This window comes from Clostridium mobile (genome assembly GCF_018918285.1).
GTDB lineage: Bacteria > Bacillota > Clostridia > Clostridiales > Clostridiaceae > Clostridium_AW > Clostridium_AW mobile.
The window spans coordinates 161338-188312 of sequence record NZ_JAHLQF010000004.1; the positions used below are offsets into that span (position 1 = coordinate 161338).

Here is a 26975-nt window from a genome sequence, read left to right on the forward strand (position 1 = left end):
ATATTACTCTCTCCTTTATATTAAGATTTGTATTCTATAGTAATAATATATTAAATATTTAAGGAGATGTTGATTTTGGAAAATAAGAAATCATTAGCTTTATTTTTTTCTTTAATACCCGGAGCAGGTCATCTTTATTTAGGATTACAAAAAAAAGGACTTCAAATTATGGTGGCATTCTTCGGATTAATTGCTTTAACTGATTGGATTAGTCTACCTATAATAGGTATGTTCATTCCGATTATTTGGTTTTACAGTATATTTGATGTAAGAAAAGCTATATATAATCCTCAAAGTTGCGAGGACAATTTAAATTTATCTTTTGACTTTATTCATGTTAAATACCTAGGATATATCTTTATAATCATAGGAGTTATGGCTATATTTAGAAATGTAATTTTCCCATTAACACACATTCATATTGATTGGCAGATAACTAGATACATTAGGACTAGTATTATTTCTTTAATATTCATAGCCATTGGCTCTAAAATGCTTTTGGATAACAGAAAATAAAATTATTAAGGAAACTTATATAATTGAAAATCTATAATTGAAAGTTGATGAATACTTACAATTTTAAAAATATATTTATAAACAACAACAGAGCTAAGCATATAGTGAAATAGCGACTTTTTCCGGAGTGGCTTCACTATGTGCTTAGCTCTATGATTTGGAACCCCAATTATCTTTGTAGAAGCTTATATTTGAAAACAATCTATGCGTACAACAAATAAAGAAATACTATATAATGCTTATTATGCTGATTCGCTGCAATAAGAACTTCTAAGATTTATTTTATAAAACTCCCTAATGCTGACAAACTCCCTATGGTCAAACATGTGCAGCATCTTAACGATATTTTTCTAAAATAAATTAAGAATTTCTAGATTTTGCTCAAATGCATAGGGCACATTACATAGCATTTTTTAAATTTTATAGAATAAATAAATCTTTACTAAATTTGAGAAAATCAATGATTAAAAAACTCTTTATCATAACCTAAATCTAAAAATATATTTATAAACAACAACAGAGCTAAGCATGTAGTGAAATAGCGACTTTTCCCGGAGCGGCTTCACTATGTGCTTAGCTTTTCATTTGTAAAACTAAATTATCTTTGTAGAAATCTACAATTGATAAACCATTTTAATTAGGTGTCTAATTTCTTAGATTTTTAGATGCTGTAAAACATAGATGAACTGAGGTGCATAGTGGGAGGAGCGCCTTTTCTTGAAGCGACGTCACTATGTATCTCAGTTCCTATTTTGGATACCTAATTATTTTTGTAAAAATATATAAATGAAAAATCAATTTAATTAGATATTTACATACCTAGTTTTTAGATTTTTAGATATGTCTCGGCTCATCTAAGCATAGATAATTCTATTAATCTTATAATACTTAAAAGCACAAGCGTAACTGCCCAAATTCTAGTATAAAATAATTCTTTATTATCTGATTTTCTAGTAGGATAACTTATACTTGGATCAATAATCAAAAAAACTGAAATAACCATAAGACAATAATAAATTATAAATATATATAATTGCTGTTGAAATATTGAATTTGTAAGAAATCTTCCTGCACTTAAAATAATAAGAAGAACAAGATGAAAAATATATATAGCTTTAAATAATAATATTCTTTTGCTATTCAAAAGTATTATCCTCCTATTTCATATTTATACAATTATATACAATTTTACAAACTAGCAATTTAATGTACAAGTTTATCAGCCTTTTCAATTTTCCCTAATTTATAATATAATGTATAAACTTGATTATCCTCTAGTTTTGCAAACATCCTAACATATTCATCATTACCATTTAATCTATCAATCTTTATATTCTCTCCTTTTTTAGCAATTCCACTTTCTATTAAATATTTTTCTCCTGCTATTTCAGCTTTTCCACGTCCTCTATAGGGTTCTGAAAAATAATTAAACATAAATACCACTAATACTACTCCTATTATATTTGCTAAGAGAATTTTCCCAGAGGTTTTATCATCATCTTCTTTAAATATATTTCTTATGCTTAATACTGCCATAGCTGGTATCCAGTAATGGCCAGCGCTAATAACTAAGTTTTTATTTAAAAGTCGAAAAAAAGTAAACAATATGCTCCAAACTAAGACTCCCTCTATTATTTTTTTATACTTATAATTCTTTGAATATTTTTCCCATAAAATAGATATTGTAATTAATGCTATAGATATTATGGATGCATATATAAAGTCACTTATAAATTCTGTACTGTAACATAAATAAGAGCCAAAAGATAATGCTAATAACGTGTATATTAAAACATTCTTTATTTTTTTATTTTTAGATATTTTCTGCCCGGCAGAACTACGCTCCAAAAACACAGAAAAAATCATAGCTAAAGCCATAAAAATCAACACAGCGATTCCCCAAAATTTATTCCCCATTTCCTTTCCCTCCTCAATAAAACTTTCAATTATCATCTAAAAAAATGTCAATTGCTCCACCTTATTTTCTGTAAGAGTTGATACTGTGAGTCCTATAAGTCTTATACTATCCTCTATTTCCATATCTCTTAATATTTCATAGGCTATTTTATATATTTCATCTTTATTGTTAGTGTAATAGTTTATAGTTTTACCTTTTGTATGGTTCGCAAATTTAGATGTTTTAATTTTTACTGTTATAGTTTTTCCCCATATATTTTTATTTTTTAAAGTCTCCGAAACTTCCTCTGAAAAATACTCTAAATACTTTTTCATATCCTCTTTATTGGATAGGTCTTTTTTTAGGGTAGTTTCTCTTCCTATAGATTTTCTTTCCCTTAATACTTCCACTTCCCTAGTGTCTATTCCTCTTATTCTGTCATATATCTCTACGCCAAACTTCCCAAAGTATTCTATACAAAACTCTTTTGATAGATTATACATATCTTCTATAGTGAAAATTCCTATATTATTCATTTTTTCTACAGATTTTTTCCCCATGCCATGAACTTTGCTTACTGGCAATGGTTTTAATATATCTGGTATCATATCTTCTGTAATTATGGTTATTCCGTCTGGCTTATTCCAGTCTGATGCTAATTTTGCTAAAAATTTATTATAGGATACCCCTGCAGATACGGTAAGTCCTACCTTTTCTTTTATATTCCTTTTTATAAATTTTGCACATTCTAATGGCTCCATATTAACCTTAGTTATATCCATATACGCTTCATCTATGGATAAAGGTTCTATTATGGCAGTTAAAGAATAGAGCATTTTAAATACTTCATTTGATACTTCTCTATATCTCTCATGTCTTGTAGGTACAAATATTCCCATAGGGCAAATTTGTCTAGCTTTAAAGGCAGGCATGGCAGAGTGCACTCCATATTTCCTAGCTTCATAGGAGGCCGTAGCCACCACCCCTCTTTCACCAACACCACCAACAATCACAGGTTTTCCCTTTAATTCTGGATTATCTAATTGCTCCACCGATGCAAAAAATGCATCTATATCTACATGCATAATGACTCTATCCATATATACATATCAATCCTTTAATTAATACTTTAATTTAATGTTATCACAAAAACTATGATAATTACATCTCTGAAGAAAGCTACTTTTTACAAATTCATAGTTTATATTAGATATTTATGGATATAATCCTAATATAATCAAAATAATAATGGAGGTATACTTATGAAAAGTCTTAAAGGTACACAAACTGCTGATAATTTAGCTAAGGCTTTTGCTGGAGAATCACAAGCAAGAAATAGATATACATATTACGCTATGATTGCAGAAAGTGAAGGTCATGAACACGTAGCTTCTGTATTTAGAGAAACAGCTGATAACGAGAGAGCTCATGCTAAAATATTTTACGATTTTTTAATTGCAGGTTTAGGCAAAGCCCACATTAAGGTTGATGCTGAATACCCAATTGGTATAGGAAATACAGAACAAAACCTGCTTTATGGTGCTGAAGGTGAGAAAGAAGAATGGGGAACCTTATATCCTGGATTTGCGGATATAGCTAAGCAAGAAGGATTCCCAGAAATAGAGTTTGCCTTTAGAAAAATAATAGAGATTGAAACTCATCATGAACAAAGATATTTGGACTTATACAATAGAATAAAGGATGGAAAGCTTTATTCCCAAGACTCTGCTCAAAGATGGAAATGTAGAACCTGTGGATATATTTTTGAAGGCCCTGCTGCACCAAATGTTTGTCCAGCATGTAAATATCCTCAAGGTTACTTTGAAATAATGTATGATCCAGTTTAAGATAATTGAAAGTGGATCCTTGATAATCAATAATTCAATGAAGAATTAAGAATTAAGAGTTCAATGGAGAATTAAAAACGAAGAGTGATGGATAGAATTTTATCCATCACTCTTCATTTTTAAATTTTAGCTAATTCTTCATTCCTAACTTTCAGCTAAATAACTATTAGCTATCAACTATAAAATTAAACAAAACTTAAAGCATATATTCCCCTATACTCATCTTTGCAAACTATATTTAATTTCCATTGTCCTTCATCTATAACATCTTCATTTAATACTATGCTTATTATTATTTCACCGTTTATATTATATGATTTTGGACCTGTATCATATATATGATACTTATTTTCTCCTATATATCCATCGGTATAGCCTTTTGATAATTCTATTAAGCCACTTGTCTTTCCCAAGGGATTTACTATTTCTAATATATAGTTGTTTAAAAACTCCTTATGAAGTTGCAATGTAACATTGCCTTTTCGAGGTCTTATGTGGAATGGTATACTTTGAAATTTATTTATTTTACCTCTCTTGAAATAAACTTTATCCGTATTTGACTGCTTTTCTAATATAAATTTAATCCCTTCCTTCTCTATTATCATATCAATATATTGGCTAAATAAGCTATCCTTATAGCTGAAATTATATTTATCATTAAAAGCAGAATATATAATAAGTTGTTTTTTTAATTCTCCTTTTTTATCTATCAAATACTTTATTCCCTTCATAATTAAAGTGCTTTTGGTATGCACTATATTTTTCCCTGGAGTTACTTTTACCATTATAATTGGCCTTTTTCCTCTAGTATTTTTTAGTACATTTTTCACCATAAAATTTCCATATCCTAAATCATCCCTATGATGTAATATTTTCATTGGATTCTGGCTTTTTAATGCTTTATTTATATCATTCTTATCCCACATTTTTCCTTTTTGAGACAAATCATAAATATAATCAAGTTTACTTTCACCCTTATCATCAATAAATTCTGGGTGATTATAACTAATCCCTGATGTTATAAATCCAATTATTGAATTACTTTCGTTATCATTAGATAAAGCTTTATAGTCATAGTTTGCTTCATCAAAATAAATGGTCCTAGGTAGCTCAATTTCATCTATTCCTGGAATCTTAGATATCTTATTTATGTCTTTAACGTTAATTGTTATTATTCCAAAATTGTATCCTAGGTCCTCAAAGTTTGCTCCTATAAAGCTTAATGCCTCATCTATTTCGTAACGCTCTATTTTATAAGTTGCTATTAACTCAATTTTACCCTTTATAATTTTCCCATTTCTTGAAACCACCGCTAATTCCTTTAAATTTTCTTGTGGTATACTTTTTAAAGCATTCAGCAGATTATCAACTTTAATGTTAATTCCTCCTAACATCATTAATAGAGACCATTATATTGTCACATATAAAATATATGATATGACCAAATTTGTTTATACCTAAAAATAATGTTATTGTAATTACACGAAAGCCTTTTTACTCTCAGTTTTCAACTTTCACTTGTCCATCTCTATACATTTCCATTATCATTTTGTTAAATGCTGTACCAAAATAAGCAACAATTAGTATGTCAACAATTATGCCTGATATACCTAAGTTAGCAATAGGGAATACAATAATACTTAAAACCGAAAAAATAATTCCGCAATAAAATGTACTTTTTATGGTAAGTCCTATATTGTTAAATAAAAATGCCATACCATTTTTAAAGTTTGTTAATATGGATCCTTTGTCTAAAATTATAGAATATTCAACATAGACAAAGAATATCGAAAGGAAAAACGTCACTATAAAAGCCCTATCTAGTATAAATAAGATCATAGGTATTATAGTTACCACTCTATACAAAAATAACTTTGCCCAAATGCTATTGTCTAGCATAATAACTTCTTTCAAACTGAAATCTTCTTCTTCAATTTTACTTAATGTCACTAGATATACTCCAGTAAAATAGCTAACTACAAGAAGAATTGTTATAGCAAAGCATATGGTAAACAAATTTATATTGGTTAATAATCCTGAAACCATGTTATTTTTTAAACTAAATATTGGAGTAGGAAAATCCTCTAATAAAAATCTCACAGAAGCTGGAGTATGCATCAATCCTATTTTAATTTTAAATATACTAAATGCTGGTATATATTTTATCTTGTAAATTAACCAATGAATCATTAAATCCAATGAATCCAACAATATAGGTATTAAGATAATCCAAACATATTTGTTCAATTTACCTAAAGCTTTACTATACTTATCTGAAACACTCATTGTCATTCTCCTTACATTAATCCCAATTATATACTATAATATAATTGTACCATATTTTGGAGGAAGAATTATGAAGAAATTTTATATGTTTATTTTAACTGGAATTATGCTCTTAATTACTATCGGTGCTTATTTTTATGAAAATAGTTATGAAATTCCTAAATATAGCGCTCCTACTTTTAATATAGAATCTAAAAAATTTGGCACTATAAAAGAAATAAAACCTTTGATTTATGAAGATGATTTGTTCTTGCTCATATTAGGAACAACTATAGAAAATTCAGAAGAATACTCAAATATTTATTTTTTAAATATAAAAGATAATACCACTACTCATCTTGATAAGTTTAAATCTCATAAGTATTTGAATAGTTATATGAAAATATCAGATAGATTCTCTGACTATCCTGAAATAATATGTTTTTATGATAAAGGTGTTATTTCATTTTGTTTCGATCCAAAAATTCTCATGAACGATAAAATGAAAAATAAATATATGAATAATTATAGAGTAGAGGTAAAAGATTTTGAAGATGCTACTACTGCTGATATGTCTTCTGACTTAATATTTGCAAAAGAAGGGGACAATTCAATTAATAAGTTTAATGTTAGAACCTTTAATTTCAATCCTTCCATTGGTGCGACTGGATCCATGTCAAATATAATATACACTAGACCTATTGTAAGTCTTAGTTACATGCATGATTTTGAACATATAGTTAGTTATATTTCCTCAAATAGAGGAAAGTTAAGCCTCTATGAACACGACTTAAATAACAATAATAAAAACTACTTTAAAAATAAACCTATTATAGAGGATGTAATTTATATAAATCCAAACAATAAAGATTATATAATTCCCGGTCTAGCTTTAGATAAAACTTCGTCTAGTGAGAAAAAAATTAGTATTTTTTATACTAGTCTTTTTAATAATATAGGTACACAAACATTGGATACTATTGATTTTAACATGGATAAAAGAGGAGAGCTTCCAGCTGTTATATTTTCTCAAAGTAAAAATAAAGATAATTTAATATATACCTTTTATGATGAAAATAGCAAAGGAACAATAAGAGTTAAGAATTTAGAAAATAATTCTTATAAAGATATTATTTCCAAGAAAGATATCTTTGGGCCACTAAGATTTGTGAGACATTATGGACCTGAAAAAAATTCATCTTTCTTGCTTTATTTAATAGAAGAAGATGGGAAAACTAAAATTAAACTCTATAATATGGATGAAGAGACAACAGAAGATATTACAGATATGATTTTATAGTTGTATTTTTAAAATATAAGTTTCTGAAAAATTAACCAGGTATCCAAAAGGGAACTAAGTATATAATGACGTCACTTCAAAAATAATTTAGTTTCATAAATATAGAGCTAAGTATGTAATGAAGCCGCTCCGAAAAAAGTCGCTTTTTCACTATATGCTTAGCTCTTTCGCGTTTAACAATATCTAAAAATTTTAAAAATGTAAAAAACTAGACATCTAAACATCTAACCAAAATTGTTTTTAGCATTAGGGCTTTTTATAAATTAAATTGTTACATTCTTCATTTTAATCTATTATTATCAACAAATATTTAATAAGTATTGTAGCAAACTATCTATTGAGGAGATGCTTATTATGTATATTTTATTGATTTTGTTATTGATAATACTTTTATTTATTTTACTTCTTGCTATATTTCCCGTTAGTATTGCTATTGGGGTTAATTCTTATGAAATACCTGAATATAACTTAACTTTTTCATGGTTAAAATCTATACTTAGAGGAAATATAAAAAGTAATGATGGGATTAAAATAATAAACTTATATTTATTTGATAAAAAAATATTAGATAGACCTTTAAAAAATGTAAATGGTGGAATGAATAATAACATAAATCTTATAAGAAGAATTAAGCCTGATTATATTGTTATGGAAACTTCCTATGGATTTAATGACCCATCTATTACAGGAATGGTATATGGATTTATAAGCTTTATCTCCCAATATTTAAATATTGATGAGTTGTATCATAATGCAGATTTTATGACTGAAGATTCTTTTTTCAACATGAAGGGATTAATAAAAATTAATGCTCTTTCTGCAATAATACAATATTTTTATAGTTCAAATAAATTATATTCTAAAAAAACTAAGGGAGGATATGAATATGAATAATACATCTTTTAATGAAAACATGGATATACTTTTTACTGAAGTACAAGATTTTGCTAAACAAAATTCTGTTATGGGAGCTCCTTTAACTGTAGAAAATAAGACCTTGGTTCCTATAGTTTCTGTTACTTTAGGTTATGGTAGTGGAACAAACTCTATGAAGTCAGGAAGCAACGAAAGCAAAACTCCAGGTGTTGGATTAGGTGCTAAAATAAGCACAGATGCTGTTGTGGTTATCGATAAAGATAATGTATCTATGTTGCCTGTAACTCAAAAAGCTAACGCTAACCAGCTTATGGATAAAATACCTCAAGTGATTAGTAGCATGATGCCAAATGCTCAGCAGAATATGCAACAAGGTGCTCAACAAGGCCAACAACCAAATCAACAGGCTCAACAGCAAAATCAACAGCAAGCTCAGCAACAAAACCAAGCAAAGCCAAAACCATAGTTCGGCCAATAAACAATTAAAAATTAAGATCAAACAAAAAGGATTCACCTATAAAACATAATATAGGTGGATTCTTATATTCTTCATTCTTAAATTTCATTTATTAGCTTTAACTTATAATTAGCCTATAATAAATAAATATTATTATACTTTTCAAATTCACTTAAAATCGCTTCCGTTATACTATGTTCTAAGTTTCTATAGTTTCTTGAACGACATATGAACCTTAGTGTAAGTATTATTTTTCCTTCTCCCATGGAAGTGTAAACTATGTGAGAAAGATTTTGATAATAAATTGGATGAGTCTTCGCTGCAATATCTAAATATTCCTTTGCTTCTTCTTCAATATTACCTAATTCTTTCGAAGCAACATCCATTAAAACATCCTTAGCTTTCTTCCAATCACTATTATTTTTTAAACTTATTTGTATTTCGTTCCAAGTATAAGGGAAGGTGCCTGTTTCATTTACAACCTCACCGAAAATAAATTTTGAGTTTGGAATATAGGTTAACCTACCAGTGCTTTGACCATAAGTTTTATCATTGTTTTGTGTAACCTCAATTATTGTGGTGTGAAACCAATTCATTTCAAGTACATCTCCAAGGCTTTCTCCTATCTTAATCCTATCACCAACTACAAATGGTTTATGAGAATTAATCATGACCCATCCTAAAAAGTTAGATACTAAATCCTTCAACGCATAAGCCATACCAGCTGAAAATAAACCTAAGAAAGTAAGTATATCTTTAGATTCATACCACCAAATCGGTACAATTAATATTGCAAATATAATTTTAGTAAAAATAGACACACTTTTTTTTAGTTTTATAGTTTTCATTGAGCTAAAGTTAGCTTTATCTATATATTTTGCTATAGACTTGTTAATTAAATGCAAAATAATAAATAGCATTAAAGATGTTAAAAATTTTTGGGAAGCTGTGTCCCCATTAAAATGCCTACTTAATGCTTCGAATATATCTCCCATTGCTAGCTTCACCTTTCTCTGAATTAATATATATATTTCTACGAATTAATGTCTATGTTTAAGTATATTATTATAAATTATATTTTACATCATTTTAATAGGAATTTAATAAAAATTTATTATATATTTCATAACCTCATCTATGTTATTTATATAATTTTCCACGGTTGGTTCTATTATCTTGTCCGGAATAAAGGATTTTAAGTCTTCATCAGAATGCTTGAAGTATTTAGTAGAATATCTCACTGTTATTTTAGAGTTTGGCAGTTTAAAACTTTTAACTTCCCCATAGTGGTTAGGCTTTCCTCCTGTAGGCTCTCCGATAAAAAAAGCCTCTGTTTTCTCTTTTAAACTCATGGCATTTAATATTGCAGAAGAAAATGTTTTTCTTCCAACAACAACATATATTTTTCCCTTTTTATTTATATCACTCTTAGATATTTCATCTATAAATTCATTTAATATTCTAGAGCTTCCTCCACCATTATCTCTTATATCAATAACAAGCTTTTCTATATCATTTTTGTTTATAATGTCAATTAACTCCTTGGAAAATTCTTTAAAGGGTTTGTCTTTCATATTAGCACATTGATTATATTTAAAATATATTATTTTACTCTCTTCTAAATGCTCAAACCAATAATATTCATCCCTATTTTTCATATATAAAGGAACTTCTTCTCCTACTTTACCTTTACCTAATATATCATCAAATACCCTATCTCCATCTAAAGTATTTAATTTAATCTCTTGAACTTTTCCATCTAAGCCTTCAAATGTGAACAATGCAGTTTCATCATTTTCTATGATATTCAACCCCTGTAACACCACTGGTAATGTAATATACATTGGAACTTGTGACTTTAATTTTCCTTGGTTTTCGTGAGAGATAACTTCTTTAATGCTTTTTACAACGCTATCAACATCTTTACCATTAATTTTCTTAAGTTTGCTGTATTTAATATCTTTATATTCATCTGATGTATTAATCACATATATGCCATCATCAAACCAATATAATTCTAATGGAAACATCTTTTTCGCTGATATATTAATTGTGGTATGTGCATCTCCTATTGATGCTAATATCTTTTGTATTTCTACTATTATCTCCTCATCATTCATTTTATCAACGGATGCTTTTAAATTTTCCATTTTATTATCAAATTCTTTTTCATCTATTTTAAAAAATAAATCCTTATGTTTTTTAGGTAAAGTTTTATGAAGATATTCTATGTCTTTTTCCCAAGCATCAGACCTATCTCCACTTCTAGAAATATAGCTTTTACTATGCACTGCTAAGCTAAAGCATAATAAAATTATTACTAGCGGTATTAATATTTTTTTAAACATATGCTTATCCATCCTTTTATAAATAATCTCTTCATATATATTTTAATATTATTCCTTTTTATATTCCATATACTTACATTACTATCCCCTTACGTTTTCCATTTTCTCTATTACATTTTAGTAAGATTGTGAATTAAAGCATAAAGAACCGTATTGAATTTCTTCAATACGGTTCTTCATTAATTTTACATACTTTTTATTCTGACAATTTTTACGGTATAATTACCTAGGTTACTTAACATTATTTCCTGGGAAAACTCCAATTTTTCGTAGCATTTTTTCAAATTTTTTATTTTATTATCGACTTTTTATTAGGCATCTAAAATAAAATAGCTAGTCAATGATGCGACAAATATTTTTTGAAGATGCCTTAACTATTATTGCTACCAGTAGGTATAAAAGGTATTATATTTCTTGCTACATTCTGAATTGGCATTGTTTGAAGCCAAACATCCCCTGGTCCTCTTAATTCAGTAAGAAATAATCCTTCTCCTCCGAAAAACACATTTTTAAACCCCTTTACTGTAACCACTTCCATGGAAACAGATTTACTTAATATGGCTACATGTCCCGTATCAACCATCAGCTTTTCTCCTTGATTTAGAGTATGTTTTATAGCACTTCCATCAATCTCTAAAAATACTCTTCCCGGTCCGGTTAATTTCTGCATTATGAAACCTTCCCCTCCAAAGAAACCTACACTAGCTTTTTTCCTGAAAAAAATTTCTAATTGAACGCTTCTCTCTGCACATAGAAATGATTTTTTCTGACATATAATACTTTCTCCATGCATTAAATCAAAACTTATTATGCTTCCTGGAAAAGATGAAGGGAATGCTATAGTCCCTACCCCATTTGTACATGTATAGGTCGTTAAAAAAAGTGATTCTCCAGACAACTTTCTCGCTATACCCCCGAAAAATCCACCTTCCATATTTGTGCTCATCTCTATATTAGACGTCATCCATCCCATGCCACCAGATTCTGTAACCATACTCTCTCCTCTTTGAAGCTCACATATCACTACTGGAAGATTATCACCTTTAATTTCATAGTTCATTGAATTACCCCCTTTACTATTTGATTAAAATTTTTTTAGAAAGTACTATTAATTTTGAATTACTAATTTAAACTAATCTAAACTAAGTTAAACCCAAAGAATAAGAGCTATATATGATTATTTAACCACATTATTATATCTCTACTGACTTCATCTTTATTAATTTCATTTAGCAATTCATGTCTGGCATCTTTGTAAAGTTTCATGCTTATATCTTTTATTCCTGCTTTTCTATATAAATTATATAGTTTAATTACATCTCGTCCATTGCCACCAACTGGGTCACTATCTCCAGATATCATGAGTATGGGCAAACACTTAGGAGTATTATTAATGGCTTTGCTTCCATTGGCCTCTTTTATTCCCTGAAATAAATCGCAGAAAAACTGATGGGTTGGCACTTTTCCACATAAAGGGTCTTCAATATATTTATCTACTTCCTTTTCATCTCTAGTAAGCCAATCTGAAATTGTTCTGTTTTCCTCAAAACTAGAGTTAAATCTTCCAAAAGAAAGTCTATCTATTAGTTTACTTCTTTTATTCTTCCCATGTATTCTTCCCTGTGCCCTTGCTAGTAAGGTACCTAGTTCTAGTTCAAGTGCATTCTTCATCCCAGTACCACAAAGTACAACACCTTTTAAATTATGATTGTATTTTTGAATAAAAGTTCTAGTAATAAAGCTTCCCATACTGTGGCCAAGTACAAAATGCGGTAATTCTCTATGTCTTTGCTGTATTATGATAGATAGTCTATAAAAATCACTTAAAACTAAATTCCATCCATTTTCTTCTCCAAAGAAACCTATTTCATCTTCGCTTGCTGCTGTCCTTCCATGTCCTCTATGATCATTTGCATATACTATATAACCTTCTTTTGTTAATTCCTTTGCAAACCTTTCATATCTTTTTGCGTGCTCTGCCATACCGTGAGCTATCTGAACCACACCTTTTGCATCTTCAATATTATCAGGTAGCCAATTATATACGAATATTCTTATACCATCTATAGCTTTAAAAGTAAAAGCTTTAGTTTGCATATTACCCCTCCTAAAAAAATACTGTACACTTATATATAATATAAGTGTACAGCTTTTATAATTCCCTAGCAATATTATTTACTTTATCTTTCAATTTTAGTAATTATTTTTGTATAAAAAATTCATAGGATTGTAATTCATTAATAGTACTAAATATTTTTAGTAATGCAAATATATATTTTTTAATACAATTTAAAGCTATATTTCTCAAGTACCCATTTTGGCACATTGAATCTTGCAGTCTTTAAAGGATCAACTACCTGACATATTTCTGTATTTCCAACTAAGCTTAAAAGCATTGCTATCTCGCTAAGTGACATGTCCACTCTTTCTTTTAGCAATTCAGCCATTTGATGTACTGATGCATCTACCGCCTCATCTAAAGTTTCTTTTGAAGCTATTGTACTTATGATTTCATCATTTTCTAATAAAGGACTATTGATTTTAATACCCTTTACTACTTCTAGCTTAACTTGCACTCTTCCACTAGCTTCTGCTCCTGTTACAGAAATTTCTCCATCACCCATAACAGCATGTAGATCACCTAATGCAAAGAGACCTCCTTCTACGAATACGGGAAAATATAGTGTTGCCCCTTCTCCTATCATAGCGTTGTCCATATTTCCTCCATGCTCTCCGGGAGTACCGCAGTTTATTCCTTCACCTTCTGGCGCTACCCCTATGACACCTATCATCTTTTTTAATGGAATTCTTAATTTATGGTCAAATATGATTTCATCATTTTCAATAGGTAATATTCTTGAAGTCATTCCTTCTAGTTTATCTCCAAGCACACCTAAATTTTCTCCTGTAGCTATAACTGCTTGATTTCCAATTTCTATTTTTTCTATAGTTACCTTAAGTACATCTCCTGGCATAACATTTTCTATATATACTGATCCAGTTGCAGGATTTATTTTATTCCAATCTATGGCTTCTAACTTATCATCCATAGATTTTACCTGTTCTCCAAAGCAATCCATAGTATAAAACTCTACACTGTCCCCACTTTTAACTTTGGCTATTGGCTTATTTTCTTTTGAAAAACTATATATACAATTTGAATTCAATATTTTTAGCATATAAAGCCCCCCTTATATTCTTGTTATACTTAGGGATATTATAGCAATGATCTTATATATTTACAAAGTAAAAGAGAAAATCAATGACTTTTTAATAAAAGCATTAACTTTCTCTTTAAATTTATTTATTAAATTTCAGTATCCTAGCCACATTTTCAGCAGCCTTTTCTAAATTAAATTTTCCATCTTCTAAAGCCTTTTCTATTGTAGATGCTTCTCTTAAAATTCCTATAACGGAGCTTATACCATTTTCATATAATCCTTCTATGCCTTCTCCAATCCTGCCTGCAAAAGCTATTACGGGAATTCCATATTTCTTTGCTACTTTGGATACTCCAATTGGAGTTTTACCATAGTTAGTTTGGCTATCCATGCTACCTTCTCCTGTAATTACAAGTTCTGCTCCCTTTATTTTATTCTCTAAGTCAGTATATTGAATTACTAAATCTATTCCCGGAGATAGCTTGCCCTTTAAAAATGCCATTAGCGCCATTCCAAGGCCTCCAGCCGCTCCTCCTCCTGGTATACCATTTACTTTTATCCCTAGTTCTTCTTCTATAACTTTTGCATAGTGAGCCATATTTTCTTCTAGTATTTCTACAGTTTCTTTATCTGCTCCTTTTTGAGGTCCAAATATCCTTGATGCCCCTCTCTCACCTAATAGTGGGTTATTTACATCGCAAGCTACTTCTATTGATACATCCTCAATTCTTTTGTCTAATGAGGATAAATCTATATTTTTAATTTTATGGAGTTCTCCTCCTCCGAAACCTATTTCTTTTCCTTCGCTATCTAGTAGTCTTGCTCCTAATGCTTGAATCATACCTGCTCCTCCATCATTAGTAGCACTTCCACCAATACAAACTAGTATGTTTTTTACGCCTTTATCTAATGCTCCTTTTATCAGTTCGCCCGTACCATAAGTAGTAGTTATTAAAGGATTTCTCTCATCCCTAGGTACCAGTTGAAGACCACTAGCTACTGCCATTTCTATGAATGCTCTCTCTCCATCTCCAGATATTCCATAGTATGCTTTAGTTTTTTTACCTAAAGGTCCTAATACATCTAAATATACTAATTCTCCTGAAGTAGCATCAACCAAGGACTGAAGGGTCCCCTCTCCTCCATCACCCATAGGTACAACTATACATTCGCTATCTTTAAATACTTTTTCTATTCCTCTTTTTATTGACTCTCCTGCTTCCTTTGCTGTCATGCTTTCTTTAAAGGAATCTGGCGCTATAACAACTTTCATATACATCCCCCTTTATAAGGCTAAAATTTCAATACTCCAAATATTATTGTTGATACTATAGTCATAACAAGCCCTATTATTGTTTCATAAGGAATTAACTTTAATCTATCCTTCATATCCATATTTATGCTTCCTCCAGTAGCATGGAAAAAGCTTCCGTGTGGTAAATGATCTAACACTGTCGCTCCTGAATGAATCATAGCCGCTGCCCCTAAGTTTCCTACTCCTAGTTGTAAAATTGTAGGGCCAAACACCTGACTTCCTACTGCTGTTCCAGAAGTTGTAGAAGCTGTTGCTGCAGACATAAGTATCCCTGCTATAGGCGCAAGTACGAAAGCTGGTAGTCCTGATGAGCCTAAAGCATTTACTATAACATCCTTCAAACTTGAATTTGCGATTATGCCAGAAATAGTACCTGTACCGATTAATAATATTGCTACTCCACTCATTTTAGCCAATCCAGACTGCATGTAATGATTTATATTCTTAATTTTTCCCATGCATAAGGCTCCTACAATTCCACCTACTGGTAACGCTATTAATGGATCAATATTAATATTTGCCATAGGTCTTAGAGCTAGAATTAATATTGAAACTATAGGTCCAATTATTGCTCCAAAAAAGCCTGGTCTTTCTTCCTTGTTTATAAGAATCTCACTTTTTTCAACTTTAGGTCCTTTATCTGTAAGTTTTTTAGCTATTATGCAAGTAACTATAAGTCCAAATATACCTGGTATAATTCCTGCTGCCATGACAGAAGTTAATGGGACCTTAAAAGCATCCGAAGCTGCAATGGCATTAGGATTTGGAGACATTAAGTTTCCCGCTTTACCCCCTCCTATCATAGCCATTAAAATAGAAGTCTTAGATAAGTTAGCTTTATATGCTACTTCCAAAGCTATTGATGAAACAGTTATAACAGCAACATCAATAAATACTCCTACAGAAGTTAACACCATAGTAGCAATAGCCAAAGCAATAAGGGAATTAGATTCACCTATTTTGTCTATTATTGTTTCAGCTATCTTTGCTGCAGCACCTGATTCAATTAATACTCCTGCTAAAATTCCTGCTGCCAATATTCTTAATATGGCTGTAACAATTCCTTTTGTTCCACCTATCATGAAGTCAACTGTTTGAACAACAGACGCTCCACCAACAAGTCCCCCGACAATGGCACCTGCCATTAAACCATAAGCTGGGTGAACTTTTTTAATAATTAATACAATTGCTAAAATTAATCCAATTATTGCTCCTAAAGCAGTTATCTGCATTTTTAAATCCCCCCATTTTTTAATTTATAATATTATTGTAAACGTTTGGGGTTATAAATTCATCGGTATTAAACATAAAATTTATAGAGAGTTATTGGTCATTTGCATAATAGCTATTTCTCATAACATAAATTACATAAGCTAAATATAGATTAATTAAATCTGAATAATTCCTGATATCTTTACCTGTAACGCTTTTTATCTTTTCAATCCTATAGTTTAAGGTATTTCTATGTATATTTAAATATTTGGCAATTTTGTTCATTTCTCCATTAAGTTCTAAATAAGCCATAAAAGTTTTTGTTAACTCTCCCTCATATCCTTTAGAACAGAACTTTTCTCCAAGTTGGAGCATACTTCCCAGGTTTTTAGATTCTAGAATAGAAAATATATAACTTACATTCTCATAATAGATTATATTGTTGTTTAAATTTAATTTTATTCCAATTTCAGCAGCATCTATACTTTCATAAAAAGCTCTTCCCATGTTTAATTTTTCTTCACTTATTCCCATATAATAATTACTTAAATCTATTTCCTCTTTAATATCTTCTATAAACTTTTCAAGTCTATCTTCTCTTATAAGTAGAAGAAGTTTTTCCTCTTCTAAAGTTATATGGTATTCATCTAAAGATAGGTATTTTAAAAAATTTTCTTTATCCTTTATTTTTTTCTTACTTTGAATCAAAACCGCTCTTCTTTTTATTAAAATATCTATGTGGAGCATCTTACCTTTTTCAATGAATTCTTTAGCATAATCGTTGTAACCATATACCCATTTGAATATATATTCCTCTTTTTCTTTCTCTTTCACTCTCTGTAGATTAGCTATATTTTCTTGGGATAGCAAAAGTTCTGCTGTTATTTTAACTAACTCCCCAAAAGGCTTTACAACATTAGCTTCACCACTTATACCTATAACCCCCATAATTACCCCTTCATATTTGATAGGCATGTTAACACCTTTTTTTACATATTTCGTGTCCTCAGTGATTTCAATCATTCTATTTTCCTGTATGGCTTGCACTGCTCCTTGATGTAAAGTTCCTACCCTGCTTTTATCTCCGCTCCCAATTATAACTCCTTTATTATTCATTATGTTTATGTTATATGGTATTACTTTCATCATTTTATCCACAATTGTTTGAGCTAATTTTGAATTAATTTCTATCATTATCTTAACCCCTTTTCACTGTGTTTTTAAATTTATATTCTTAGGTTTCAATATTACCTACATAATTAATTATACACTCTTAAAAGCTTATATTTAGTTATTTTATTTAAGATGCCTAAAAGCATAATAAAAACTGTACATCAGTGCTAAAAGAATAAGGATGCATAACTCAATTTTGAGCTATTCATCCTTATTTTATCTACTTAGTTATAATTTTATCTATATATTTATTAATATCCTCTGATGTCTTGTTTAAATCTTGAGCCATTGTAGATAGCTTATGAACTAATTTATTTTGTTCTTCTACAGTAGCTGCTACTTCTTCTGTTGAAGCTGAAAGCTCTTGAGATATGCTAGCTACCACTTGAGTCTTATCTAACAATTCATCCTTCTTTCCTATGGTGTTATCTATTGTTGTATTAACATCACTTATAGATGGAAGTATATAGTTAATCTCATCAAGAATATTTTCAAAGTTAACCATTGAATCTTTAATTGTTTCCACTTGGTTTTCTAGTATTGATGTAGCAGAACTAGTTGTAGTTACCACTGCATCAAAATCCTTTGTCATATTTCTTGTAATTTCATCTATATTCCTTGATGATTGAATACTTTCCTCTGCTAACTTTCTTATTTCATCTGCAACAACAGCAAAACCTTTTCCCTCTTCTCCAGCTCTTGCCGCTTCTATTGATGCGTTTAAAGCTAATAGATTGGTTTCTTTAGCAATATTATCTATGGCTTCTGTTATTAAATTAATTTTCTTCATGTTGTCTTCAAAGCTATTTACCTTTTCTATAACTTCGCCAAAAGATTTTTTGATATCTTCAATTGATTGCATTAATTTTTTTAGACTCTCTTCATTTATATCTGCAGAAGATTTTATTTGTGTGCTGCTGCTAGATATATGATGAATTTTTTCTCCTACAATATCTAAACTCTCTGATAGATTTTCAACGAAGGTTGATATATCAACTAATTCAGAAGATTGCTCTGTAGATCCTTTAGCTATTTCTCCCATTACATCTTCTATCCCCTCACTGGAACTATTTAGTTCCTCTGAAGAGTTTGTTAAATCTAAAGATAATTCATTTAATCCATTAAATGAATCTTTTACTTTATTTATTAAATTTTCAATATCGTCTGCCATATGATTGAACACCTGACTTACATATCCTATTTCATCATTCTTATTATAAAGTGATCTACTATGTAAATTACCATGGGATAACTCTTTCATACATTTTATTATTTCTTCAAGAGGTAATATTTTTTTACCTATGATAAACGCTAATAAAATAGTAACTAATACACTAAATACTATGATTATAGCAATGGATATTTTAAATAATCTATCTGCACTTTTATAGAAATCTTTCTCATAACATCCTACATTTATATACCAATCCCAAGGTTCAAAATATCTAACTATATTTACCTTAGGTTTCTGATCCTTTTCGCCAGGATTTTGCCACATGAAATATATTACACCATTGTTTACAGGATTTTTACCTTCTTCGATTATTGACTTTGCCACGTACTTTCCTTTAGCATCTTGGAATTCCATTATGTTTTCCCCTTCTTTAGCAGGATGCATAACTTCTAATCCGGTACTATCTATTGCATACATATATGCTTTTATATCCTCAAAATCTACTGAAGGTTTAAACTCTCTTGTTTTTCCATCACTTGATTTCGGGTTTAACATTATTCTTCTAAAGGTTTCTTGAGCTTCTTCTAATGTATATTTCCCCTGTTTAACCTGTTCATCAAGTATTTTCATTGTTTCTATACCAATATTTGCCTTGTTTTCTAGAGCTCTTATTCCTAGGTTGGTCAATTCTTTTGTCTGATAAAAGTAGCTTAATAATCCAAAGGCAAGCATGGCCCCAGTAATTATTATAGCGATAAGAACAAAAGATGAATATAAGGATTGTCTTAAACCTGTTTTGCTTTTGCTTTTCATAAATATCCCCCTTCTGCAGTCCAATTATTAATTTAGCATAATTTCATATAATATCCAAGTAGTATTATGTGAAATTAAGTAAAATTTAGATTAAAAAAATCGACATAGAGGATTACTTGTAAAATCAATAATCTCCTATGCCGTTAATCTTTATTATTAAATTATTGACTCTTTTCCATAGTGAGTCAGTTCTAATATTCTAATCTATCAAAATACTCCATAAAATATAATCCCTAAAATTGCAGCTACAACAATTACAAGTATAGGATGAAGTTTTGATTTTAAACTAATAATCAAAATTATGGCCCCTATTATTATAGATTTAAAATCTATATATGATTGTTTTGCAAGAGATAAGAAAGCACTTATTATAAGCCCAATTAAAGCCGGTCTCATTCCCATTAATGCTGACTTCATAAGGGAAGAATTTTTAAATCTTAATACATAATGAGTTGCTATTGACACTAGAATAAATGGGAAAGCTACCACTCCAAGTGTTGCAAAAACACTTCCCCAAAATCCACTGATTGTGTATCCTACGAAAGTAGCAGAATTAATAGATATGGGTCCAGGAGTCATCTGTGAAATACCTATTATGTCTAGAAACTGAGAAGAACTTAACCAATTGTTTGATGTCACTATTTCTCTTTCAATTAAAGGTAACATAGCATATCCGCCACCATAACCAAAAACACCTATTTTAAAAAAGCTCATAAATAACTTTAAAAGCATGTCCATTTTAAGCCACCTTCTTTCTTAAAAAAACTATTCCATAAATAGCTGAAAGAAAAATCATTCCAACAGGATGGAAGTTAAACATTGTAATGGCTACTACACATGTTATAGTTATAATAATGTTGATTTTTTTCTTTTCCACAGATTTTGATAAACTCTTTACTGCAATTAATACTAAAACAGGTACAGCCCCACTGATTCCTTTAAATATATTATCCACTATGGGGTTTTCTCTAAATTGCATAAAAAAAGCAGCTATTATTAATATTATTAAAAAAGAAGGCAATATTACTCCTAATAGAGCAAAAATCGCGCCTAAAACTCCTCCTAATTTATACCCTATAAATAAAGAAGAATTCACTGGTAATGCACCTGGGAAGCTCTGAGATATTACAAGTATATCTGTAAATTCTTCTTTAGAAATCCATTCTTTTGATTCAACCACCTCTTTTTCAATTAAAGGAATCATTGCATATCCTCCACCAAAAGTAAATGCTCCAATTTTAAAAAAGCTTAGAAACATTATAATTAATTTTTTCATAAAAATTCCTCCATCATAATAAACTAATAAAATTGTATCACAGGTTTATTATAAATAGAAATTATGATTACTTATGAAACCATAAGCTATAATTATAGTTATTCGAATGCCTTTTATATAAAAATTAAGTTCCATGGAGAACTACAAAACATTGCAATAAAAAAAGACATGAACAAGCTTTAATTAAGCTATTCATGCCTTAATTCAAAAGGAATAATTCTTTATTTTCTAAGCATTATTTCAAGTGTCAATTTTGCTGTATTAACTAAGTTTTCTATAGTAATAAACTCGTCCACAGTATGAACCTTAGACATTCCTGTAGCTAAAGTCACTGCCTTGATTCCATTGCCATTTAGTATATTTGCATCACTTCCACCGCCACTGGAACCTGTGCTAAAAGTTACACCTGCTCTCTTGCAAGCCTCTCTTGTAATGGAAAGTATTTCGTCATTTTCATCTATGTCAAATGCATCATAGTTATGAGCCACTTCAAGTTCCATTGATGCTCCAAACTTTTCTACAGCTTTATTTAAACATTCTACCATATGCTCTGTTTGAACCTTTAATTTATCATTGTTTAAACTTCTAGCTTCTCCTACGATTTCTACTTCTGGGCATACTATATTTGTAGCCTTTCCACCGCTTATAGTTCCTAGATTAGCAGTAGTCTCTTCATCTATTCTAAGTAGTTTCATGTTGACAATAGCTTCTGCTGCTACTTGAATAGCACTAATTCCTTCTTCTGGTGCCACCCCTGCATGGGCAGCCTTTCCTTTTATCTTAGCCAGAATTTTATCCTGTGCTGGTGCTTTTGTTATTACTTTTCCTACATTATCACCACTGTCTAATATATAGGCTTTTTTAGATTTTAAAGTATCATACTGTAAATTCTTAGATCCCTTTAAACCGCCTTCTTCACATATAGTAAATACTACTTCAATAGGGCCATGAGGAAGATTTTTTTCTTTTATTACTCTAATAGCTTCAATTATTCCAGCTATTCCTGATTTGTCATCTCCACCAAGTATTGTGTCTCCACTGCTATATATAGTATCCTCTTTGATTATGGGTTTTACGTTTATCCCAGGTTTTACAGTATCCATATGAGCTGAAAATAATAATGGTTCTAAATCTAACTCCCCTTCTAAATATCCATATACATTGTTTCCATCAGAATTTATTTTTTCTCCAGCATTGTCTGTCCACACTTTCATACCTAAGCTTTCCATATCCTGAATAAGTCTTTTCATCATATTTCCTTCATTTAAGGTTTCGCTATCAATTTGAACATATTCTAAAAAATTGTTTATTAATCTTTCTCTATTTATCATTTTTCCACATCCTCCTTATAATATCTCCTGTAGTTTATTGCTAAACTTACTTATATATAGAATTATACTATAGAAAAATTGCCCTGCATTAAAAATTATAATTTAATACAAATATTTTTCAAAATTTTAATGTATCATAAATTATTTTTGCAGTTTCAAGTTTCTATAAATATAATTTGTTATGTAAATAGAAAACTAAGTACATAGTGAAACCGCTTAAAAAAAGTGGATATTTCACTACATACTTAGCTCTTTTATGTCTTACAAGTATATTTTTAGTATTTTGATTTTACTTCAGTCCAAATTCTATCATACAATTCTAATGATGAGGATAAATCTTCAAATACCTCACTATTTTCAAGATCTTCTATATTTGGATAAGCAGCTTTATCTGAAGTTAACTCCTTTGGAAGTTGTTTTATTACTTCATCCTGTGGTGATGAATATCCTATAAATTCTACATTTTTAAGAGCTACATCTGTTTTACACATGTAATTTATGAACTTTTCTGATAACTCTTTATTATTGCTTCCTTTTGGTATAACCATAGAATCATACCAAATGTTTGTACCTTCCTTTGGAATTACATATTCTAAGTCAGGATTTTCTCTTTTCATGTACATAGCATCACCTGACCAAACAACAGCTAATGCCGCTTCTCCACCTATCATTTTATCCTTAACTTCGTCTCCCACATAAGCAAGAACCAATGGCAACTGCTCTATTAAGGCTTTCTTTACATTTTGTAATTCGTTTTGATCCTTACTGTTTAATGAGTAGCCTAGCATTTTTTGTGTAATTCCTATGGAGTCACGAATACTGTCAAGCATAAATATTTTCTTGCTGTATTTTTCATCCCATAGTATCTTCCAACTATCTACAGGTTCTTTAACCATAGTTTTATTATATATAATTCCTACTGTTCCCCACATATATGGTACTGAATATTCATTTTTAGGATCGAAAGCTAAATTCTTAAATCTGTCTTGAATTAGTCCATAGTTTGATACATTATTCATATCTATTTTGTGAAGCATATCTTCATCTATCATTTTCTTTATCATATAATCTGAAGGAATTAAAACATCGTAGTCATCTGATCCTGCTTTCATCTTTGCATACATTTCTTCATTTGTAGCAAATTCTTCATATATAACTTTTACATTGTTTTCTTTTTCAAAGCTTTCTATAACTGACTTATCGATATAATCTCCCCAGTTGTAGACTTTTAAAACTTCCTTATCACTTTTTCCGCAAGCTGTAAGGCTTAAAATCATAACCAGTGATAATGATAATAATACTAGATTTTTTAAAACTCTTTTCATTTTATTTTCCCCTTTCTCCCTCCATCTCCAGACATTCTATTGTTGACTATCAATAATAATAATATAACGCTAGCAAACATTATGCTTAAAAGTGCGTTAATTTTAGGATTAACTCCTCTTCTTGCCATAGACCATATGGTTATAGATAAATTTGAAACTCCTGAGCCAGTAGTAAAGAAACTTATTACAAAATCATCTATAGACATAGTAAATGCTAATAAGAATCCAGTAAATATTCCAGGAGCAATTTGAGGTATTATAACCTTTCTGAAGGCATACATAGGAGTTGCTCCTAGATCTAATGCCGCGTCATATACTCTTACATCCAATTGCTTCAATTTAGGTAATACAGAAAGTATTACATAAGGTATATTTATAGTTATATGCGCAAGTAACATGGTAAAGAATCCCAATTGCTTGTTAGCAAATATAAAAAGAAGCATTAGGGATATACCTGTAACAATATCAGGATTTAACACAGGCAAATATGTTATATTCATTACCATTGCTTTAGTAAATTTCTTCATATCTTGCATACCAATTGCTGCAAGAGTTCCTATAATCGTTGCACAAACTGATGCAATAAGGGCTATCATAATTGTATTATAAAGGGAAGTCATAATTTGCTGATCCTTAAACAATTGTATATACCAATCAAAGGTAAAGCCCGTCCAGTTCGCTCTTGATTTAGAGCTATTAAAAGAAAAAACTATTAGCACCACTATTGGAGCATATAAAAATGTAAATATCATAGCTGTATATATTTTTTTTAAAGCTGACTTCACCATAAACCTCCCCCTTCATTTTCTTTTTCATATTTCAAGTTAATACCCATACCAACTACCATAATGAGCATTAACACAATAGAAAGGGCAGATCCAAATCCCCAATTCCTTGTAGTTAGGAATTGTTCTTGGATTAAGTTTCCAATGAGAGTAAATTGACCTCCACCAAGCAATCTAGATATTACAAAGGTAGTTAATGCAGGCATAAACACCATTATAACTCCTGATAAAACTCCTGGAAGACTCAATGGAAATATTATTCTCTTGAAAACTGTAAATGGTGGAGCACCTAAATCTTCTGCTGCGTCAAGTACAGCCTTATCCATCTTAACCAGAACAGAATAAATTGGTAATACCATAAAAGGTAAAAAATTATACACCATACCTAATACAACAGCTTTCTCTGTATATAGAAGGTTTGGAGCGTTTAAACCGAAAAAATTAAAAATAGAAGCTACTATGCCGTTTTTCTCTAGCAAAGTCATCCATGCATATGTTCTAGCAAGAAAGTTCATCCACATTGGTATAACAAAGAGAACAACTAAAGTACTTTTCTTTGTTAAATTTTTGCTCGCTAATATCATAGCCATAGGATATCCCAGTATTAGACATATAGCAGTACTAATAGCTGCCAGGGATAAAGATCTCTTAAAAACCATTATATATATAGGTTCAAATACTCTTTTTATATGTTCAAGTGTAAAGTGAATTCCGTTAGCATCTACTGATACTACACTGTAGCATAGAACTAAAGCAAGGGGGATAATAGTAAAGATTATCATCCACAATACATAAGGGTATGCCATCCATTTCCTTTTCATCTATCTACTCACCTTTTTCATTATGTGAATATCTGAAGGAATTATCTTCATGCCTACCTTAGTGTTTACTGGTTCCATTGTAGTGCTATGAACCAACCATTTAATTCCTTTAGCCATAACAGCCATTTCATAATGTACACCCTTAAATATAACTGATTGTACTTCCCCTTCAATCATTCCTTCACTTACATCTACTAATTTTATATCTTCAGGTCTTATAACCACATCTATGTTTTCATTTGGTTCAAAACCTTTATCTACACAAACAAATCCATGACCTGCAAATTCCACAAAGCAATCCTTAACCATTACTCCATCTACTATATTGCTTTCACCTATAAAATCCGCCACAAAAGCATTTTTAGGTTCATTATATATGTCTACTGGAGTTCCAATTTGCTGAATTTTTCCTTCATTCATTACTACTATTGTATCTGACATGGTAAGAGCTTCTTCTTGGTCATGAGTTACAAATACAAATGTTATTCCAAGCCTTTGCTGGATATTTTTCAGTTCTAATTGCATATCTTTTCTAAGCTTTAAGTCGAGGGCACCTAAAGGCTCATCAAGAAGCAAAACCTCTGGTTCATTTACCAGTGCTCTTGCAATAGCAATACGCTGCTGTTGGCCTCCACTCAAGGAATCTATGGATCTTCTCTCAAATCCAACTAGATTAACCAACTCCAACATTTCCTTAACTTTTTTGTCTATTTCCGTTTTGCTGAGTTTCTTAATTTTAAGACCGAATGCAATATTTTCATATACATTCATATGAGTAAAAAGTGCATATTTTTGAAATACGGTATTTACTTTTCTTTTATACGGAGGAAGGTTTGTGATATTTTCTCCCTCAAAAAGAACTTCACCACTAGTAGGACTTTCAAATCCACCAATAATTCTAAGTGTTGTGGTCTTACCACATCCACTAGGACCCAAGAGGGTTAAAAATTCATTTCGACAAATATAAAGATCTATATTGTCTAGAACTGTTTGTCCATCATAATCTTTCGATATTTGTGATAATCTGATAATTTTCTCATGCATTTATCTGCCCCCAATACCATATTTTATTATACAAATATG

At 30.1% G+C, this 26975-nt stretch carries 26 protein-coding genes; 5 read left to right on the plus strand and 21 right to left on the minus strand.

Annotated features, from left to right (window positions below):
• Nucleotides 1-75 precede the first annotated feature (75 nt).
• Nucleotides 76-516, plus strand: coding sequence for a hypothetical protein (locus KQI86_RS15985; RefSeq protein ID WP_216440424.1), 441 nt, complete (start codon nucleotides 76-78; stop codon nucleotides 514-516).
• Between the two features lie 850 nt (nucleotides 517-1366).
• Here KQI86_RS15985 and KQI86_RS15990 read toward each other — a convergent pair.
• From KQI86_RS15990 to KQI86_RS16000, 3 genes are read right to left on the minus strand one after another with little or no spacing between them, the layout of a single operon-like run.
• Complete coding sequence (locus tag KQI86_RS15990; protein ID WP_216440425.1) at nucleotides 1367-1660, minus strand: hypothetical protein; 294 nt, start codon at nucleotides 1658-1660, stop codon at nucleotides 1367-1369.
• 59 nt (nucleotides 1661-1719) lie between these two features.
• Nucleotides 1720-2433: a hypothetical protein gene (locus tag KQI86_RS15995; RefSeq protein ID WP_216440426.1), complete on the minus strand. Its 714-nt coding sequence runs from the start codon at nucleotides 2431-2433 to the stop codon at nucleotides 1720-1722.
• 36 nt (nucleotides 2434-2469) lie between these two features.
• Entirely contained in the window at nucleotides 2470-3513 is a 1044-nt protein-coding gene (locus tag KQI86_RS16000) for a DNA polymerase IV (protein ID WP_216440427.1), read from the minus strand.
• A gap of 162 nt (nucleotides 3514-3675) precedes the next feature.
• Here KQI86_RS16000 and rbr point away from each other — a divergent pair, with 162 nt between their 5' ends.
• Nucleotides 3676-4260 carry a rubrerythrin gene (gene rbr, locus KQI86_RS16005; protein WP_216440428.1) on the plus strand — a complete coding sequence of 195 codons (585 nt, stop codon included), beginning with the start codon at nucleotides 3676-3678 and terminating at the stop codon, nucleotides 4258-4260.
• A gap of 185 nt (nucleotides 4261-4445) precedes the next feature.
• Here rbr and KQI86_RS16010 read toward each other — a convergent pair whose 3' ends face one another.
• Together KQI86_RS16010 and KQI86_RS16015 are read right to left on the minus strand one after the other, a co-directional pair.
• The gene (locus KQI86_RS16010; RefSeq protein ID WP_216440429.1) at nucleotides 4446-5657 is read right to left on the minus strand and encodes a hypothetical protein; all 1212 of its coding nucleotides are present in this window, start codon (nucleotides 5655-5657) and stop codon (nucleotides 4446-4448) included.
• Between the two features lie 103 nt (nucleotides 5658-5760).
• Nucleotides 5761-6546, minus strand: coding sequence for a hypothetical protein (locus KQI86_RS16015; protein WP_216440430.1), 786 nt, complete (start codon nucleotides 6544-6546; stop codon nucleotides 5761-5763).
• Between the two features lie 70 nt (nucleotides 6547-6616).
• Here KQI86_RS16015 and KQI86_RS16020 point away from each other — a divergent pair, with 70 nt between their 5' ends.
• From KQI86_RS16020 to KQI86_RS16030, 3 genes are all read left to right on the plus strand, one after another.
• Nucleotides 6617-7825, plus strand: coding sequence for a hypothetical protein (locus KQI86_RS16020; protein WP_216440431.1), 1209 nt, complete (start codon nucleotides 6617-6619; stop codon nucleotides 7823-7825).
• 354 nt (nucleotides 7826-8179) lie between these two features.
• Nucleotides 8180-8719, plus strand: a complete 540-nt coding sequence (locus KQI86_RS16025) for a DUF2953 domain-containing protein (RefSeq protein WP_216440432.1) — start codon at nucleotides 8180-8182, stop codon at nucleotides 8717-8719.
• Nucleotides 8712-9167, plus strand: a complete 456-nt coding sequence (locus KQI86_RS16030) for a GerW family sporulation protein (protein ID WP_343216187.1) — start codon at nucleotides 8712-8714, stop codon at nucleotides 9165-9167. The genes KQI86_RS16025 and KQI86_RS16030 overlap by 8 nt, the downstream gene beginning before the upstream one ends.
• A 125-nt stretch (nucleotides 9168-9292) precedes the next feature.
• Here the strand turns inward: KQI86_RS16030 and KQI86_RS16035 are convergent, their stop codons facing one another.
• From KQI86_RS16035 to potA, 16 genes are all read right to left on the minus strand, one after another.
• Complete coding sequence (locus tag KQI86_RS16035) at nucleotides 9293-10153, minus strand: mechanosensitive ion channel family protein (RefSeq protein ID WP_216440434.1); 861 nt, start codon at nucleotides 10151-10153, stop codon at nucleotides 9293-9295.
• A 105-nt stretch (nucleotides 10154-10258) separates the two neighbouring features.
• Nucleotides 10259-11506 carry a S41 family peptidase gene (locus KQI86_RS16040; RefSeq protein ID WP_216440435.1) on the minus strand — a complete coding sequence of 416 codons (1248 nt, stop codon included), beginning with the start codon at nucleotides 11504-11506 and terminating at the stop codon, nucleotides 10259-10261.
• A gap of 370 nt (nucleotides 11507-11876) precedes the next feature.
• Nucleotides 11877-12566, minus strand: coding sequence for a TIGR00266 family protein (locus KQI86_RS16045; protein ID WP_216440436.1), 690 nt, complete (start codon nucleotides 12564-12566; stop codon nucleotides 11877-11879).
• Between the two features lie 107 nt (nucleotides 12567-12673).
• Nucleotides 12674-13603 carry an alpha/beta hydrolase gene (locus KQI86_RS16050; RefSeq protein ID WP_216440437.1) on the minus strand — a complete coding sequence of 310 codons (930 nt, stop codon included), beginning with the start codon at nucleotides 13601-13603 and terminating at the stop codon, nucleotides 12674-12676.
• A gap of 182 nt (nucleotides 13604-13785) precedes the next feature.
• Nucleotides 13786-14685, minus strand: coding sequence for an acetamidase/formamidase family protein (locus KQI86_RS16055; protein ID WP_216440438.1), 900 nt, complete (start codon nucleotides 14683-14685; stop codon nucleotides 13786-13788).
• Nucleotides 14686-14806: 121 nt separating this feature from the next.
• On the minus strand, nucleotides 14807-15940 hold the full coding sequence (locus tag KQI86_RS16060; RefSeq protein WP_216440439.1) for a glycerate kinase: 1134 nt from the start codon (nucleotides 15938-15940) through the stop codon (nucleotides 14807-14809).
• A gap of 20 nt (nucleotides 15941-15960) precedes the next feature.
• Nucleotides 15961-17214: a GntP family permease gene (locus KQI86_RS16065; protein WP_216440440.1), complete on the minus strand. Its 1254-nt coding sequence runs from the start codon at nucleotides 17212-17214 to the stop codon at nucleotides 15961-15963.
• A 91-nt stretch (nucleotides 17215-17305) separates the two neighbouring features.
• Nucleotides 17306-18388 carry a CdaR family transcriptional regulator gene (locus KQI86_RS16070; protein ID WP_216440441.1) on the minus strand — a complete coding sequence of 361 codons (1083 nt, stop codon included), beginning with the start codon at nucleotides 18386-18388 and terminating at the stop codon, nucleotides 17306-17308.
• Nucleotides 18389-18587: 199 nt separating this feature from the next.
• Nucleotides 18588-20354, minus strand: coding sequence for a methyl-accepting chemotaxis protein (locus tag KQI86_RS16075; RefSeq protein ID WP_216440442.1), 1767 nt, complete (start codon nucleotides 20352-20354; stop codon nucleotides 18588-18590).
• A gap of 207 nt (nucleotides 20355-20561) precedes the next feature.
• Nucleotides 20562-21092 carry a chromate transporter gene (locus tag KQI86_RS16080; RefSeq protein ID WP_216440443.1) on the minus strand — a complete coding sequence of 177 codons (531 nt, stop codon included), beginning with the start codon at nucleotides 21090-21092 and terminating at the stop codon, nucleotides 20562-20564.
• 1 nt (nucleotide 21093) lies between these two features.
• Nucleotides 21094-21630, minus strand: a complete 537-nt coding sequence (locus tag KQI86_RS16085) for a chromate transporter (RefSeq protein ID WP_216440444.1) — start codon at nucleotides 21628-21630, stop codon at nucleotides 21094-21096.
• Between the two features lie 221 nt (nucleotides 21631-21851).
• Nucleotides 21852-22961: a M20/M25/M40 family metallo-hydrolase gene (locus tag KQI86_RS16090; RefSeq protein WP_216440445.1), complete on the minus strand. Its 1110-nt coding sequence runs from the start codon at nucleotides 22959-22961 to the stop codon at nucleotides 21852-21854.
• A gap of 275 nt (nucleotides 22962-23236) precedes the next feature.
• A complete protein-coding gene (locus tag KQI86_RS16095; protein WP_216440446.1) occupies nucleotides 23237-24286 on the minus strand; it encodes an ABC transporter substrate-binding protein in 1050 nt (349 codons plus the stop codon).
• Nucleotides 24283-25074 carry an ABC transporter permease gene (locus KQI86_RS16100; RefSeq protein ID WP_216440447.1) on the minus strand — a complete coding sequence of 264 codons (792 nt, stop codon included), beginning with the start codon at nucleotides 25072-25074 and terminating at the stop codon, nucleotides 24283-24285. The genes KQI86_RS16095 and KQI86_RS16100 overlap by 4 nt, the downstream gene beginning before the upstream one ends.
• Nucleotides 25068-25892 (minus strand): ABC transporter permease, encoded by an 825-nt coding sequence (locus KQI86_RS16105; protein ID WP_216440448.1) that lies wholly within the window; start codon nucleotides 25890-25892, stop codon nucleotides 25068-25070. The genes KQI86_RS16100 and KQI86_RS16105 overlap by 7 nt, the downstream gene beginning before the upstream one ends.
• The gene (gene potA / locus KQI86_RS16110; protein ID WP_216440449.1) at nucleotides 25893-26936 is read right to left on the minus strand and encodes a spermidine/putrescine ABC transporter ATP-binding protein; all 1044 of its coding nucleotides are present in this window, start codon (nucleotides 26934-26936) and stop codon (nucleotides 25893-25895) included.
• Between the last annotated feature and the right edge of the window lie 39 nt (nucleotides 26937-26975).